The following is a 14,910-nucleotide window of genomic DNA, read 5'->3' on the forward strand; positions in this document are numbered from 1 at the left end:
ATCACCGGCCGCGTTGCGTTCGCGTCGGCCGGCACCAGGCCATGAGCGCGCCGCCCATGATCGTGGCCGGGATCGTGATCATCAGGCCGAAGAGGGTGGCCGCGATGGGCATGCCGCAGCGAAAGGCGTGTTCCACGTCGTCAGGCGGTCGCAATGCGTCGCCCAGCGCAAGCAGGATGAGGATCGTGAGTGCGCCGCCGCCGCTGGCGAGCAGGAGGCCGAGACCCTGGCCCGCACGTCTCGGGATCGATCCGCGTGATGGGGCGACGGCCTTTGCCTGAATGCGTGGCGGGGTGTTCGGTAGCGGCTGCATGGCGTGTCTTGTGTCGCGGGAAACCGCTAGCAAGGTCGCTGCTTCCGCGGCGCGACGATACGGCCAGGCCTGTCCCCGCCGTCACGGCACCGCCCTGCCGGGCCTGCGACGTTCCGCGTCGAAACGAATAAGCACATGACGATTGCTCAGTTCACGGCGACGGGGTGTCGTTCCTAGAGTCCATGGAATCACACCAATCAGATAGGAATTGATCATGCGCCTTCGTTTCCCGCGTGTTGCGCTGCTGGCGCTCGCCGTCTCGCCGGGGGTGGCGCTGGCCACCGACGGCTATTTCCAGCACGCCTACGGAGTCAAGGCGCAGGGCCTTGGCGGCGCCGGCATCGCCTTCCCGCAGGACGCGCTGGCCGCTGCCACCAACCCCGCCGGGACGGTGCTCGTGGACGATCGCGTGGACGCGGGCCTGACCTGGTTCGCGCCGAAGCGTGGCGCCGAGATCACCGCGCCCAGCCCCGTCGCCGGTCACTACGACGGCAACGGCAAGACGAACTTCTTCCTCCCCGAATTCGGCTACACCCACGCGCTGTCCGACCGGCTGGGCGTCGGCATCGCCGTGTACGGCAACGGCGGCATGAACACCGTGTACGACGGCGGCATCCCGCTGTTCGGCAGCGGCAAGGCCGGCGTCGACCTCGAACAGCTGTTCGTCTCGCCATCGATCGCGTGGCAGGTGAACGACCGGCACGCGATCGGCGCGGCGGTGAACTTCGCCTACCAGCGCTTCGAGGCAAACGGCCTGCAGAACTTCGATCCGGCCTTCACCACGAGTCCGGGCCACGTCACCAACCGCGGCAAGGACAGCGCCACCGGCTGGGGGCTGCGCCTGGGCTGGACCGGGCAGGTGACGCCAAAGCTCTCGCTGGGCGCGACGTGGTCGTCGCGCATCCGCACCGGCCGGTTCGAGCGCTACGAAGGCCTGTTCGCCGGCCACGGCGGTTTCGACATTCCCGAGAACTACGGCGTCGGCCTGGCGTACAAGGCCACGCCGGCGCTGACGATCGCGGCTGATGCCGAGCGGATCCGCTACGGCAGCGTCCGCTCGATCGGGCTGCCGCTGGCGAACCTGCCCAACGGCCTCGGCGCGTCGAACGGCCCGGGCTTCGGCTGGCGTGACATCACCGCCTTCAAGATCGGCGCCGACTACGCCTGGAGCGACCGCCTGCGGCTGCGCGCGGGCTACAACCATTCCGGGCAGCCGATCCCGTCCGACCAGACGCTGTTCAACATCCTCGCGCCCGGCGTGGTGCAGGACCATGTGTCCGCGGGTGCGACCTGGACGCTGGCCGACGGCGGCGAGCTCAGCGTCGCGTACACGCAGGCGCTGAAGGAAACGGTCGAAGGGCGCGGCTCGATCCCGCCCGGGTTCGGTGGCGGCGAGGCAAATCTCCATCTGGAGGAATACATTCTCGGCTTCGCCTACGGACGGAAGTTCTGATGCCATGACGCTGGTCGACCTGTTGCCGTCACTCGCTGGCGGCGTGCTCATCGGCGTCGCGGCGGCGGGCCTGCTGTACTTCAACGGCCGCATCGCCGGCGTCAGCGGCATCCTCGGCGGCCTGTTCGCCGGGCCGAAGGCGCTCTTCACACAGCGGCTGCTGTTCCTGCTGGGGCTGATCGCGGGCGCGGGGCTGTACGAACTCGCGAGCGGCTCGGCGCCGGCGGCGCGCGCGGGCTTTCCGCCGCTGCTGCTGGTCGCGGCCGGCGTGCTGGTGGGCGTCGGCACGTCGCTGGCGCGCGGCTGCACCAGCGGCCACGGCGTCTGCGGCATGGCGCGCTTCTCGCGACGTTCGTTCGTCGCGGTCGGGCTGTTCCTGTCGGTCGCGATCGGCACCACCTGGGTCGTGCGCCACGTGTGGGGCATCGCGTGATGCGCGGGTTCGCCGCCTTGTTCTCCGGCCTTGTCTTCGGTGTCGGCCTCGCGCTTGCCGGTATGACCTCACCGCAGAAGGTGCTGGCCTTCCTCGATGTCGCCGGCGACTGGGACCCCGCGCTGCTGTGCGTGCTCGGCGGCGCGGTCGTCACCGCGGCGATCGCGTTCCGGTTCGTGCTGAAGCGCCCGCGCCCGGTGTTCGACGCGCGCTTCCACGTCGGCGATGCGCGGCGCATCGACGCGCCGCTGGTGATCGGCTCGATCCTGTTCGGCATCGGCTGGGGCATCGCCGGCTATTGCCCGGGCCCGGCCGTCGCGTTGCTCGCGGTACCCGGGAATCCGGAACTGCCGCTGTTCCTCGGCGGCATGCTCGCGGGCATCGTGGCGTGTCTCGTGTTGCGGCGGCGCGCAGGCGATGCGGCGGCTGCGGGCAGCGGCGACGGCTGAGATCCCGTGCGTGCCGGCGCTCGCGAAGCGCGCGCCCCCGCCATGCGCAGCCGCATTTCGCGCAGTCCGCCATGTTGCGTCGCACCGATGCGGCGTGCGGACCGCATCGACGCGCCGTTCCGGAACGACGGGCGTCACAAAACGCGAAAATCATCGAAAGAAAACGGTTACATGTAACTTCATGTTTTGCCGTTCCCGGTCGGCCGGGGCCGATCGGCCCGCGTCTCCGCGGCGCGGGCGCCGTCGTGCTGCGGTCGCTGCGCGCTGCGTCGCCGGCGGTGTTGTAACTCCTTGTCGGCACTGATGCGGGCGTCGGTGCAAGGCGTCATGCGACTGCATGCGAAGGACGACGCGATCGTCGACGGACGTCGGTGGACGGCGTCGCGGCGTTTCCGTCGGCCTGCGGTGACATGCGTTTCATGCCCTTGCACGTCGCGCGGCGCTCGGGATACTCGCCTCGCGCTGCGCAGCGACAAGCTCTTCCCACGACCGCCTCACTCATGACACAAGGAACCGCCATGAAGAAATATTTCCTGTTCCTGTTCGCGGCACTGATGTCCGCGCCCGCCTTCGCCTACGACTTCAACGCCGACGGCATCCAGGACACGCTCATCTATTCCAGTTCGTCGTTCACGATCAAGCACAACCGCGTCGGCGTCGCCGACTCCGTGGTCGGTGTTTCCGCCGGCTGGATCACGATGACGCCGATCGACACCGATGGCGTCGCCGGCGACGAGGTCGCGGTGCTGTACCGCGGCAGCGTGACGTTCTACCACGACAAGACGAAGACCAGCCGCAGCAAGTTCATCTCCAGCAGTTCCGGCACCAACCCGTGGACGGTGGCGTCATACCACGGTGTCGATGCCGTCGGCGGCGCGGAGCTGGTGCTGATCGAAAGCAACGGCGGGCAGTACGTGCAGTACGAGATCGTGCACGACAGCGCTGCCGGCAACGATTACTACAACACCTACCGGCTGCAGCAGGGCAACGTCAGCGTGTTCTTCGCTCAGCTCGACAGCTTCGCCGGCGAGGAGATCTTCGCGATCGAGAACAACCTGGGCGGCTATTCGCCGAGCAACGTCTACCACAACCGCACGAAGACGGCGACGAACCAGCTGTATACCTACGCCGGCTGGGGATCGGTGTATTTCCAGGACATCGCCGGGCTCGGCCGCAACCAGATCGCGTGGTTCTACCCCAATGGCATCCCGACGAAGGCGCCGTACCACACGATGACGCTCGACGAACAGACCGGGACGTATCGCTACTACTGAGTCGCGGTGCCCGTGCGTCGCTCCGGCCCTGCGGCATCCGGGCCGGAGCGATCGCCATGGAGGCGAGCGCCGCGCGATCAATGCGCCGGTTCGGACGGATCGCGCCAGATCATGTAGACGTCGGCACGCACGTAATGCGAATCCGCCTTGCGTGCGGGCTGGTGCTCGAAGCCCATCGTTTCGTACAGCCGGATCGCCGGCACGAGCTTGCGGTTGGTTTCCAGGAACAGCCTGCACCCACCGCGACGGCGGAACGCGGCGATGGCGGCCTCCATCAGCGCGCGGCCGATGCCCAGCCCCTGCCGCGATTCGTCGACTGCCATCTTGGTGAGTTCGTACACGCCGTCGCCGGCCGGCATCAGCGCGCAGGTGCCGACGATGTCCTCGCCCAGCGCGGCGAAGAAGATCTCGCCGCCCGGCTGCAGGATCTCGCTCTCGGGATGCGACAGCACGTGGTGGTCGATCTCCTCGACGTAGAAATACTTGCGCAGCCAGGCTTCGTTGAGCCGGTAGAAGTGCTCGCGCAGCGCGGGCGCGAACGGCACGATGCGCAGCGCCGCGCGCCCGTGCGCCGCGGCGCGGGCGACGATCGCGTCGGCGAGGTCCGGCGCCAGCACGCGCTCGAAGGTCGACAGCGTCGGCAGCAGGTCGATGCCGTGTTCGCGGCAGTGCTGCGCGAACAGGTCCTCGATCGCGCGCCAGTACGGCTTCGCCGCGCGGATCTGCGCCGCGGCCGCTTCGGTCAGGCGCAGCCGGCGGCGGCGCTTGTCGGCCGGATCGACGACCACCGCCAGCCAATCCTGCGCGACCAGCCGGTCGGCCAGCTGGCTCACCGCCGAGTGCGTCTGGCCCACGGCGTCGGCGATCTCGCCGACGGTCAGCGGTCCGCGGTCGTGCAGCACCCGCAGCAGCGGCAGCCAGCGGCCCTGCAGTTGCAGGCCGCTGAGCCGGTAGACCTCGTCCGCCGTGGCGTAGAGGCGGTCGCTGACCGCGCGGAAGCGGCTGCCGAGGGCCACGAGCCCGAGCCGGGAGATGTATTCCATCGGGCGATTCCTGGTGGGACGGCAATTATGTAACGAATTACATAATGCGTTGTCCAGTGGTCGGACCGGGGTTGCCGTGGCCCGTCCGCCGGGCGTGAGCGGGAACCGGGTGCAGGCCGACCGCGCCCCTCAGGGGCATTCGCCGAAGATCGGGTCGAGATAGGCGGTTCTCGCGACGGTGCGATCGCTTTCTGTGGGGGCGTAGCGCGAAGGCCAGGGCGTGATCACGGCTTTCGGCGCACAGAATCGGGTCGTGTGCGCGCCGCCTTGCACGAGGGCCACCTGGAACAACGCCGCGCGCCGACGCGCCAGCGCCTCGCAGGCTTCGGCCTCGCATTCGCGCCCATCGGTATGGCCGACCACCTGGAATTTCACCGACCGCAAGCGCCGCATCAGCTCCAGATCCTGATCAAGGGCGTGCTTCAGTCAGGTCGCGTCCATCGCGATGGCGGCGTCCAGCGTATCCGCCGGCAACGGACGGCCCGGCATGTATTCCATTCCGAGGAAGCTGATGCTGGTGGCGCGGCCCGGATGCGGGCACAGGAAGACCGCGAGCAGGACGATGCGGACGAACGACCCGTTGCCTGTCGCGGTCATGGCGCAGCCTGTGGCGCGCCCGCGGCAACGGCTTTCCGATGAAGACGCCCCACATCGTCCGCAGTCATCGCCCGGAGCTGTGCGTAGGCGGGATCGGTTTCGGTGCGGGGTCCGGTGCCTTCGCCGTACACGTCGATGCCGCCGTTCTTCGGCGTGACGAAGAAGTAGAACGGCGAGGCCGGATTCGGCGGCCCGGCGACCACCACCACCGAAGCGCCGTCCCCGCAGCCGTAGACGAGCCAGTCGTTGCCGCCGATCCGTTCCGCGGCAGGACCGAGATCGCACGACAGACCGGTGCCGGCGGTGTCGGCGGCGGCAACGGGCGTTGCGAGGGCGGCAGTCAGCAGGATCGCAATCATGGCGGGGCAGGAAGGCTGGCGTTCCGCGGATGGTGTCACGCGGAACGGCAGGCCGCCCGCGGGCGCCGACATCAGTACCGCGGCGGGGGCGCCGGGGTGTTGTCCATGATCGCCTCGATCCGGGCGATCACCTCGGGTGTCAGTTTGTCCTTCGACTCGAGCGCCTTGAGGTTGTCGGCCAGCTGCGCGGGCCGGGAGGCGCCGAGGATGACGCTCGACACGCGCGGGTTCGACAGGCACCAGAGGATCGCCAGGTGGTGGACCGGCATCCCGACCTCGTCGGCGAGCGCCGACAGCGCCCGCACCTTGTCGATCTGCCGCTTGCCTTCCTCGCTGTCCCACTGGGCCTTGAGCCATTCGTACCCGGGCAGGGTCATGCGGCTGTCCGCCGGGATGCCGGCGTTGTACTTGCCGGTCAGCACGCCGCCCTTCAACGGCGACCAGACGGTCGTGCCCAGACCCATGAGGTCGTACAGCGGCGCGTAGTCGGCCTCGACCTTCTGCCGCTCGAAGAGGTTGTACTGCGGCTGTTCCATCTGCGGCGGGGTGATCTTCAGGTCCTTCGCCACGGCCCACGCTTCGGTCAACTGCTGCGCGCTCCATTCCGACGTGCCCCAGTACATCACCTTGCCCTGCGCGACGAGGTCGTGCATCGCGCGCACGGTTTCCTCGATCGGGGTGTCGACGTCGGGGCGATGGCAGTAGTACAGGTCGAGGTAGTCCACCTGCAGGCGCCTGAGCGCGGCATGGCAGGCGTCGAACACGTGCTTGCGCGACAGCCCGTTCTGCGTCGGCTTCTCGCCGCCGCGGAACACCTTCGAGGACACCAGGTAGGTGTCGCGGCTCCAGCCGAGTTTGCGCAGGGCTTCGCCCATCACCACTTCGGAGCGGCCGGATTCGTAGATCTCGGCGTTGTCGAAGAAGTTGATGCCCGCGTCGTAGGCCATGGCCATGAGCTCGATCGCGTCGCTCCCTTGGACCTGGTTGCCGAAGGTCACCCAGGAGCCGAACGAGAGCTCGCTGAGCTTGAGGCCGGATTTGCCGAGGCGTCGATATTCCATCGTGGGATTCCAGAGAGGTGGTGGCCCGTTGGGCGGTGGAGGGGACGTCGCGTGCGGGTCAGGATCGCGAGGGGGAATGCGCGCCCGGATCGGCGCCGTCGGTCGCCAGCCGCACCAGCCGGCGGATCGCCGCGGGATCCGGTTGCGGCCAGTCGAAGCCGAGCCCTGACAACAACTGTTCGGTCCGCTCGGAGAGCACGAACAGCGGTGGCCTGTCGTTCGCGGCCTCTTCGTCCAGCAGGCCGGTGTGCAGCAGCAGGTTCATCACGGCATCCGCGTGCTCGTGCGTGTCGCGCAGCGCCAGCAGGCTGTCGAGGAAGGCGTCGGACGGCACGCCGCGGATGCGCAGGCCTTCGGTCGATTCGGCGAGGAAGGCGGACAGCCGCACATGGTGCGGATTGTGCAGGTGGAAGGTCTCGTTCCCCAGCGCGTCCTGCTCGCACAGCAGGACGATCGCCCGCGCCAGTTGGTCGACGAACGTCAGCTCCGCGGCATCCAGGTACTCCGGGACCATGCCCAGCGCGATGCACGCCTTGGTGCGCTGGTAGAACGCGTTCTCGACGATGTTCTTCTGCAGCACCCCGGTCTCGGAGTGGTAGGTGATGTTGCCGACGCGCAGGATGCTGGCGACCCCGCCGCTCGCACGGAACGCGGCCACGGTGCGTTCTGCCTCCAGCTTGGAACGGATGTAGACGTTGCCGGGCTGCTGGCCGATGTCGATGTCGTCCTCGGTGAAGACCGCCCATGGCGCGTCGGGCACGCCGTCCGAGATCGAGACGGTGGAAACGAAGTGGAAGCGCTTGGGCGCGCCTTCGACCGCCAGCGCGAGCAGCTGTTCGGTGGAGACGACGTTCGCGCGGTGGAAGTCCTCGTAGGGACCGTAATGGCTGACGTTGGCCGCGCTGTGGAGGATCGTGTCCACTTCCGCGGCGAGCTGGCGGTAAATCTCCGGCGCCATGCCCAGGCCCGGTTGCGCGAGGTCCGCGACCACCACCTCCACGCGCCCTGCGCACAGGGCATGGAACGCCGGGCCGAAGTAGTGATCCAGCACCTCGCGCAGGCGGCGTTCGGCGTCGTGCTGGTCGGCGCCGCGCACCGGCGCCACGATGCGGCATTCGCGGGTCGTGACCAGCGCGTGCAGCAGGTAGGCGCCGAGGTATCCGGTGGCGCCGGTCAGCAGCACGCATCCGTAAGGCAGCGTGCGCTGCACGCCCAGCCGCGCCATCTCCTGGTCCGTGCGCGTCCGGTAGGCATCGATGGCGGCCTGCAGCGCCGGATCTTCGCCGGCCCGGCGCTCGCGCGCCGCGGCGGCCGCCAGCGATTGCTTGACGCGGTCGATGCGCTGCTTCAGCGCGTCGCGGGAGGGCTTGAAATGCTGCGCCTGCTCGAAGACGGTGGGCCAGCGGAAGATGTCGCTGATCTGCGCGTCGAAGTGCTTCTGCAGCGTGGCGACCAGACCGATGGCGCTCAGCGAATGACCGCCCAGGTCGAAGAAGTTGTCGTGCCTGCCGACGCGATCGAGCTTGAGCACGCCGGCCCAGATCGTCGCCAGCAACGTCTCGGCTTCGCCGACCGGCGCTTCGTAGTGCCGGGCGACGTACGCACTCGCGTCCGGCGCGGGCAGGGCCTTGCGGTCCAGCTTGCCGTTCGTCGTGAGCGGCAGCGCGTCCAGCCGCACGTACGCCGCGGGCACCATGTACTCCGGCAGCCGCCCGCCGAGGTGCGCCCGCAGCGCTTCGGCCTCGATCGCCTCGCCCGCGACCAGGTACGCCACCAGGCGCTTGTCGCCCGGCACGTCCTCGCGCGCCAGCACTGCCACGTCGCGGACGCCCGGGTATTGCGCCAGGCACACTTCTATTTCGCTCAACTCGATGCGGAATCCGCGGATCTTCACCTGGTGGTCGCGCCGGCCGATGAACTGCAGCGTGCCATCGGCGTTCCAGCGCGCCAGGTCGCCGGTGCGATACAGGCGCGCATCCGCGTCGGACGCGTCATCGGGTGCGAAAGGATCGCGGACGAAACGATCGGCGGTCAGGTCCGGCCGATTGAGGTATTCGCGCGCGACCTGCACGCCGCCGATGCACAACTCCCCTTCGATGCCCGTGGGCGCGAGCTGCAGGTGGCGGTCGAGCACGTAGACGCGCACGCCCGGCAGCGCCTGGCCGATCGGCAGTTCGGCGCCGTCGCGCGTTGCGCAGGCAAGCTCCGAGCCGTCGCGGGTCGTCAGCATCGTGGCGCACACCGAGGCCTCGGTCGGGCCGTAGTGATTGCTCAGGGCGACGCGATCGCCGGTCAGCTTCGCGAAGCGCCGGACCTGGTCCAGCGACACGCCCTCGCCGCCGAACATCATCAGCGTCAGGTCGGGAAGCACCGGTTCGCCGCTCTCGGCCTGCAGGGCGATGAAGCCGTCGGTCCATTGCCGCCACAGCGCCGCCGGCGCATCGATCGCCGTGATCCGGTGCTGGCGGCAGAAGCGCGACAGGGTCTCCGGCCCGAGTGCGGACGGATCCGGATGCAGCACCAGCGCGGCGCCGGTGGCGAGGACCGGGAACACGTCGCCCACCGACGCATCGAAGATCAGCGGCGGGATCATCAGCACGCGCTGGCCCGCGAAGTCGTGGCGCGCGATGAAGCCCTGCACCAGGTTCATCACGCCGCGATGTTCGAGGACCACGCCCTTGGGCACGCCCGTCGAACCGGAGGTGTAGATGACGTACGCGGCATGGTCGGGCTGCACCGCGACGGCCGGCGGCGCGTCCCGGGTCGGCGCCTGTCCGATGTCGAGGATCCGGCCGGCCAGCTCGGGCCGCAGCGACGCGCAGGCGGCGGCCCGGTCGGCCAGCGCCGACGGCGCGATCAGCGCCAGCACCGCGGCATCGTCGAGCATGTAGCCCAGCCGGTCGTCGGGATAGGCCGGGTCCAGCGGCACGTAGGCCGCGCCCGCCGCGAGGATCGCGAGCACGCCGATGATCGACTCGGCCGAGCGGTCGACGAGGATCGCGATGCGGGATTCCGGACCCGCCCCGAGCCCGCGCAGTTGTTCGGCGAGGCCGTTCGCGCGTTGCGTCAATCCGCGGTAGGTGAGTTCCGCATCGGGCCCGATCACCGCGACCGCGTCGGGGCTGCGGGCCGCCTGCGTGGCGACGAGGTCGTACAGGCCGGTGCCTGCGCAGGCGATGCCTGGTCCGCCGTCGCCCAGCGCCAGCAGCGCGCGACGTTCCTCGTCGTCGGGCAGTTCGATGCGGTCCACCGGCTGTTGCTCGTCGGCCGCCATCGCCGCGAGCACGCGCTGCAGATAGCCGGCGTGCCGTTCCATCGTGGCCCGGTCGAACAGCGCGGTGGCGTAATCCAGGCCGCCGACGATCCGGTCGCCGTTCTCGCCGAGATTGAGCGTCAGGTCGAACTTGGCCGTGTCGTAGAGCGTGTCCAGCGGCGACATGGTCACGCCGCCGAACTCGAGCGCGCCTTCGTTCATGTCCTGCCACGCCAGCATCGCCTGGAAGATCGGCGAGTGGCCCAGGCTGCGTGGCGGCTTGACGATCTCCACCACCTGTTCGAACGGCAGTTCCTGGTGGTCCTGCGCATCCAGCGTCGCGCTCTTCACGCGATCGAGCAGCTCGGACACGCTGCCGGAGACGTCCACGCGCAGCGCCAGGGTGTTGACGAAGAAGCCGACGAGGTTCGCGACCTCCGGGCGCCGGCGGTTCGCGACCGGCGTGCCGACCACCACCTCCGCCTGCGCCGACAATCGCGACAGCACGGTCGCCCACGCCGCCAGCACGGTCATGAACAAGGTCATGCCGTGGCGCCTGCTCAGCGCCTTCAGCGCGTCCGTGAGCGCTGCATCCAGTGCGATCGGCACGCGGTCGCCGGCGAACGCCTGCTGCGCCGGGCGCGGCCGGTCGGTCGGCAGTTCGAGCAGCGTCGGCGCGCCGGCCAGCGTGCGGCGCCAGTAACCGGTCTGCTTCTCGAGCACCTCGCCCTGCAGCCACTGCCGCTGCCACAGCGCGTAGTCGGCGTACTGGACGGGCAGCGGCGGCAGCGGATCGTCGCCGCCTTCGAGATAACTGCGATACAGCGCGGCCAGTTCGGTCGACAGCAGCCCGAGCGACCACGCGTCCGAGATGACGTGGTGCATCGTCAGCAGCAGCACGTGCTCGTCGTCGGCCATGCGCACGAGCTGGCCGCGGAACAGCGGGCCGCGTTCCATGTCGAAGGGCTGGTGGGCTTCCTCGCCGATGCGGTGCGCCAGCGCCTCGTCCGCGCGGGACTGGCGGCGGAGGTCGTGTTCCTCCAGCGAAAAGCCGCTGTCGGGCGGCGCGATGCGCTGGACCGGCTCGTCGCCGTCGCGATGGAACGTCGTGCGCAGCGCCTCATGGCGGAACACGATGCGGTCCAGCGCGCGGCGGAGGGCGCGGACCTCCAGTGCGCCGTGCAGGCGCAACGCCAGCGCCATGTGGTAGGCCTCGCTGAAGCCTTCCATCCGCGACAGGAACCACAGCCGCTGCTGGGCGAAGGACAGCGGCAGCGCCTGGCCGCGATCGGCGACGGGGATCGGGCTGTCGTCCAACGTCGCCGAACGCTGTCTGGCCTGCTCCTGCAGGCGCTTGGCGAGCGCGGCGCGGAGCAGCTGTTCACGGGTAGGAGTGGACATGTCCTTCTGGGTCCTTCTTCGATCGACCGGCAAACCACCCGCAGACCGGCGCGACCGGCAAGGTCCCCCGCATGCGGGAGCGACGTTCGACTGCGTGCGGGAAACGGGAGCCGGTGTCGTGCATGCCGACGAGGCTCCCGGTGCGTTCAAGTATAAACATCGCATCCCCTCGACGCGCCAAGCGAACCCCGGCGCAGCCCGTTGGCCGCGCGCGGTGCGCGAATCCGTATCTTCGATGTCCGGTGCGTTCGCTGCGCATCCGTCGCGTGCGTCGAGACGGTGTCGTGCATGTTCTGCATGCACGGCATGTGCGATGCGCAACCGTTTTCCCCCTTGCTTCGCTCGACGACGACGCGTGCCTGCGACACACGGCCCGGTGCGCGGTGTCGTTCGCGAGAACGTCGGCCTGTGCCCGTGCACAGGCGGTCTGGCAGCGCGCAATGCAGGCGGGCATGCGGTGATCAAGGCTGCCATCGATTGCAGCCTCTCGCCGGCCTTCGCGCCCGAATGGATCCGCCGACAGGATGGCCCGCACGGTGAGCGTGTCCGCGCCACGCGATCCGTGCCGGCGCGCGGTCCGGCCTCCGGCGGTCGCGCGCGGCGCCCCTCCGCGGCGCTTCGATTTGCACTAAATTGGTGCGATGCCCCCCGACACCGCTGCCTTCGACGCCCTGTCCACGCCCGTGGCGTGGTGCGATGCGAGCGGCCGGGTGGAGGGCGGGAACCTCGCGCTGGCGCGCTGGCTGGGCGTCGGGCCGCGGCGCCTGCCGGGGCTGCCGCTGGCGGCGTTCGAGGTCGAGGGGCGCACGCTGGCGCGCGTGCTGGCCGCGCCGCCGGACGACCGACTGCGGCTGCGGCGCCTGCCGTTCGCCTTCCCCGGCAGAGAGACCGTGCAGTACGCCGACACCCTGCTGACCCGGCGCGAGGACGGCGGCTGGTGGCTGGAAGCGCATCCGGTCGACGAATTCCCCGGCGACGATCCCGCCACGGTGTTGCCGTCGGCGCTGTCCGCGGCGTTGAAGGGCCTCGCGCATGAACTGCGCAATCCGCTGGCCGGGCTGAAGGGCGCGGCGCAGCTGCTGGCGCGGCGCGCGACCGACGACGAAGCGCGCGAGCTGACCGGGCTGATCGAATCCGAGGTCGCGCGGCTGACCGATCTCATCGACCGGCTGCTCTCGCCCGCGCCGGCGCGCCCGCACGAGCCGCTGAACATCCACGGCGTGCTCGAACGCGTGCTGCGCCTGGCCGAGAGCGACGCCGGCTGGGCGGTGAAGCTGATCCGCGACTACGACCCGTCGCTGCCCGAGGTGCCGGGCGACGCCGACCGGTTGACGCAGGCGGTGTGGAACCTCGTGCGCAATGCGCTGCAGGCCGGCGCCGCGAACGTCAGCCTGCGCACCCGCGTGGAGCGCAGCGTGCGCATCGGCGAGGAGATCCATGCCCGCGTGCTGCGGCTGGAGATCGCCGACGACGGCCGCGGTGTGCCCGAGGCGCTGGCGGAGCAGTTGTTCCTGCCGTTGGTCAGCGGTCGCGCCGAAGGCACCGGCCTCGGCCTTGCGCTGGCGCAGCAGGTCGCGCGCGAGCATCGCGGCTCGCTGAGCTACCGCTCGCGCCCCGGCCACACCGTGTTCGCCCTGCTGCTGCCTTATCCGGCCCCCGCGCCGGCCCCGGACCCCGAAGACACGACGAAGGACCGCACCCCCGATGACCGCCTGGACGATCCGCATGCCGACCACGCCTGAGTCCCCGCCGCAGGTGTGGGTGGTCGACGACGATCGTTCGGTGCGCTTCGTGCTGGCGACCGCGCTGCGCGAGGCCGGCTACGGGGTGACCGCGTTCGAGGACGCCGCGGCCGTGCGCGCGGCGCTGGATTCGCGCGAGGCGCCCGACCTGCTGTTCACCGACGTGCGCATGCCCGGCGAGGACGGCCTGGCGCTGCTGGAGGCGGTGAAGGCGCGCTTCCCCGCGTTGCCGGTGATCGTGATGAGCGCGTATACCGACGTCGCCAGCACCGCCGGTGCGTTCCGCGGCGGCGCACACGAATTCCTGTCGAAGCCGTTCGACCTCGACGCCGCGGTCGCGCTCGCCGCGCAGGCGCTGGCGCCGACGCGCGGCGCACCCGCGCCGCCGGTGCGCGAGGACGCCGCCGACGCCACCGACGCGCTGATCGGCGACACCCCGGCGATGCAGGCGCTGTTCCGCGCGATCGGCCGGCTCGCGCAGGCGCCGCTGGGCGTGCTGATCATCGGCGAGACCGGCACCGGCAAGGAGCTGGTGGCGCGCGCGCTGCACCACGAATCGCCGCGCGCGCGGCGGCCATTCGTCGCGCTCAACACCGCGGCGATCCCGTCGGAACTGCTGGAAAGCGAGCTGTTCGGCCACGAGGCCGGCGCGTTCACCGGCGCGGCGAAGCGCCACACCGGGCGCTTCGAGCAGGCCGACGGCGGCACGCTGTTCCTCGACGAGATCGGCGACATGCCGCTGCCGCTGCAGACGCGGCTGCTGCGCGTGCTCGCCGGCAACGAATTCTTCCGCGTCGGCGGGCGCGAACTCATCCGCGTCGACGTGCGCGTGATCGCCGCGACCCACCAGGACCTCGACGCGCTGGTCGCCGAAGGCCGCTTCCGCGCCGACCTGCTGCACCGGCTCGACGTGGTGCGCCTGCAACTGCCGCCGCTGCGCGAGCGTCGCGACGACATCCCGAAACTGGCCGAACGCTTCCTGCGCGCGGCGGCGGAGAAATTCGATGCGCCGGCGAAGCGGCTCGCGCCCGAAGCGCTGCAGCGGATGCAGGCGCATGCGTGGCCGGGCAATGTGCGCGAACTGGAAAACCTGTGCTGGCGGCTGGCCGCGCTGGCGCCGGGCGACGTCATCGGCGTCGCCGATCTGGACGCGGCGTCGCTGAGCGTCGTCGCGGCGCCCGCGCATGACGCGACGACCGCCGGCGACTGGGACGCCGCCCTCACGGCCTGGGCGCGCGCGCGGCTCGACGCCGGCAGCACCGACCTGCATGCCGAAGCGCTCGAACGCTTCGACCGCGCGCTGTTCGACGCCGCGCTGGCGCATACCGGTGGCCATCGCACGGATGCCGCGATCAAACTCGGGCTCGGCCGCAACACGCTGACCCGCAAGCTCGGCCCCGGACGCCGCCCGCCGCGCGGCTGAGCGCGCGGCGCATGCATCGTGCGCCCTGCATGCTTCGTGCAGGACGCGCATCGCGGAACCGCGCCGTATCGTCGCGGTCCATACTTTCGCTTCCCCCTGCATGGAGATC

General features: G+C 70.2%; 13 protein-coding genes. 6 read left to right on the forward strand and 7 right to left on the reverse strand.

Translation table 11 applies throughout. The features are described 5' to 3' along the window. Position 1: 1 nt before the first annotated feature. A complete protein-coding gene (locus ACT53Q_RS04605; protein WP_476185483.1) occupies positions 2–313 on the reverse strand; it encodes a hypothetical protein in 312 nt (103 codons plus the stop codon). A gap of 214 nt (positions 314–527) precedes the next feature. Here ACT53Q_RS04605 and ACT53Q_RS04610 point away from each other — a divergent pair, with 214 nt between their 5' ends. The 4 genes from ACT53Q_RS04610 to ACT53Q_RS04625 all read left to right on the forward strand — a co-directional run bounded on the left by ACT53Q_RS04610 (position 528) and on the right by ACT53Q_RS04625 (position 3,922). After that, positions 528–1,766: an OmpP1/FadL family transporter gene (locus tag ACT53Q_RS04610; RefSeq protein ID WP_476185484.1), complete on the forward strand. Its 1,239-nt coding sequence runs from the start codon at positions 528–530 to the stop codon at positions 1,764–1,766. A gap of 4 nt (positions 1,767–1,770) precedes the next feature. Continuing rightward, positions 1,771–2,199, forward strand: a complete 429-nt coding sequence (locus ACT53Q_RS04615) for a YeeE/YedE family protein (protein ID WP_476185485.1) — start codon at positions 1,771–1,773, stop codon at positions 2,197–2,199. 62 nt (positions 2,200–2,261) lie between these two features. Continuing rightward, positions 2,262–2,648: a DUF6691 family protein gene (locus tag ACT53Q_RS04620; RefSeq protein WP_476185486.1), complete on the forward strand. Its 387-nt coding sequence runs from the start codon at positions 2,262–2,264 to the stop codon at positions 2,646–2,648. A 518-nt stretch (positions 2,649–3,166) separates the two neighbouring features. Continuing rightward, entirely contained in the window at positions 3,167–3,922 is a 756-nt protein-coding gene (locus tag ACT53Q_RS04625) for a hypothetical protein (RefSeq protein WP_476185487.1), read from the forward strand. A 77-nt stretch (positions 3,923–3,999) separates the two neighbouring features. On the opposite strand, the gene ACT53Q_RS04630 is transcribed toward ACT53Q_RS04625, so the two are convergent. The 6 genes from ACT53Q_RS04630 to ACT53Q_RS04655 form a co-directional block, all read right to left on the reverse strand. Continuing rightward, on the reverse strand, positions 4,000–4,965 hold the full coding sequence (locus ACT53Q_RS04630) for a bifunctional helix-turn-helix transcriptional regulator/GNAT family N-acetyltransferase (RefSeq protein ID WP_476185488.1): 966 nt from the start codon (positions 4,963–4,965) through the stop codon (positions 4,000–4,002). Positions 4,966–5,094: 129 nt separating this feature from the next. Next, entirely contained in the window at positions 5,095–5,358 is a 264-nt protein-coding gene (locus ACT53Q_RS04635; protein ID WP_476185489.1) for a hypothetical protein, read from the reverse strand. A 33-nt stretch (positions 5,359–5,391) separates the two neighbouring features. Next, a complete protein-coding gene (locus ACT53Q_RS04640) occupies positions 5,392–5,562 on the reverse strand; it encodes a hypothetical protein (protein ID WP_476185490.1) in 171 nt (56 codons plus the stop codon). Further along, the gene (locus ACT53Q_RS04645) at positions 5,559–5,993 is read right to left on the reverse strand and encodes a hypothetical protein (RefSeq protein WP_476185491.1); all 435 of its coding nucleotides are present in this window, start codon (positions 5,991–5,993) and stop codon (positions 5,559–5,561) included. Before ACT53Q_RS04645 ends, ACT53Q_RS04640 begins: the two co-directional genes overlap by 4 nt. Next, a complete protein-coding gene (locus ACT53Q_RS04650; RefSeq protein ID WP_476185492.1) occupies positions 5,993–6,982 on the reverse strand; it encodes a potassium channel beta subunit family protein in 990 nt (329 codons plus the stop codon). The genes ACT53Q_RS04645 and ACT53Q_RS04650 overlap by 1 nt, the downstream gene beginning before the upstream one ends. A gap of 58 nt (positions 6,983–7,040) precedes the next feature. Beyond that, entirely contained in the window at positions 7,041–11,636 is a 4,596-nt protein-coding gene (locus ACT53Q_RS04655; RefSeq protein ID WP_476185493.1) for a non-ribosomal peptide synthetase family protein, read from the reverse strand. Between the two features lie 641 nt (positions 11,637–12,277). Between ACT53Q_RS04655 and ACT53Q_RS04660 the strand changes: the two genes are divergently transcribed. Continuing rightward, positions 12,278–13,378 (forward strand): two-component system sensor histidine kinase NtrB, encoded by a 1,101-nt coding sequence (locus ACT53Q_RS04660; protein WP_476185494.1) that lies wholly within the window; start codon positions 12,278–12,280, stop codon positions 13,376–13,378. Then, complete coding sequence (gene ntrC, locus ACT53Q_RS04665) at positions 13,362–14,801, forward strand: nitrogen regulation protein NR(I) (RefSeq protein ID WP_476185779.1); 1,440 nt, start codon at positions 13,362–13,364, stop codon at positions 14,799–14,801. Before ACT53Q_RS04660 ends, ntrC begins: the two co-directional genes overlap by 17 nt. The last annotated feature ends 109 nt before the right edge of the window (positions 14,802–14,910 follow it).

This window comes from Lysobacter sp. DMC97 (assembly GCF_056313745.1).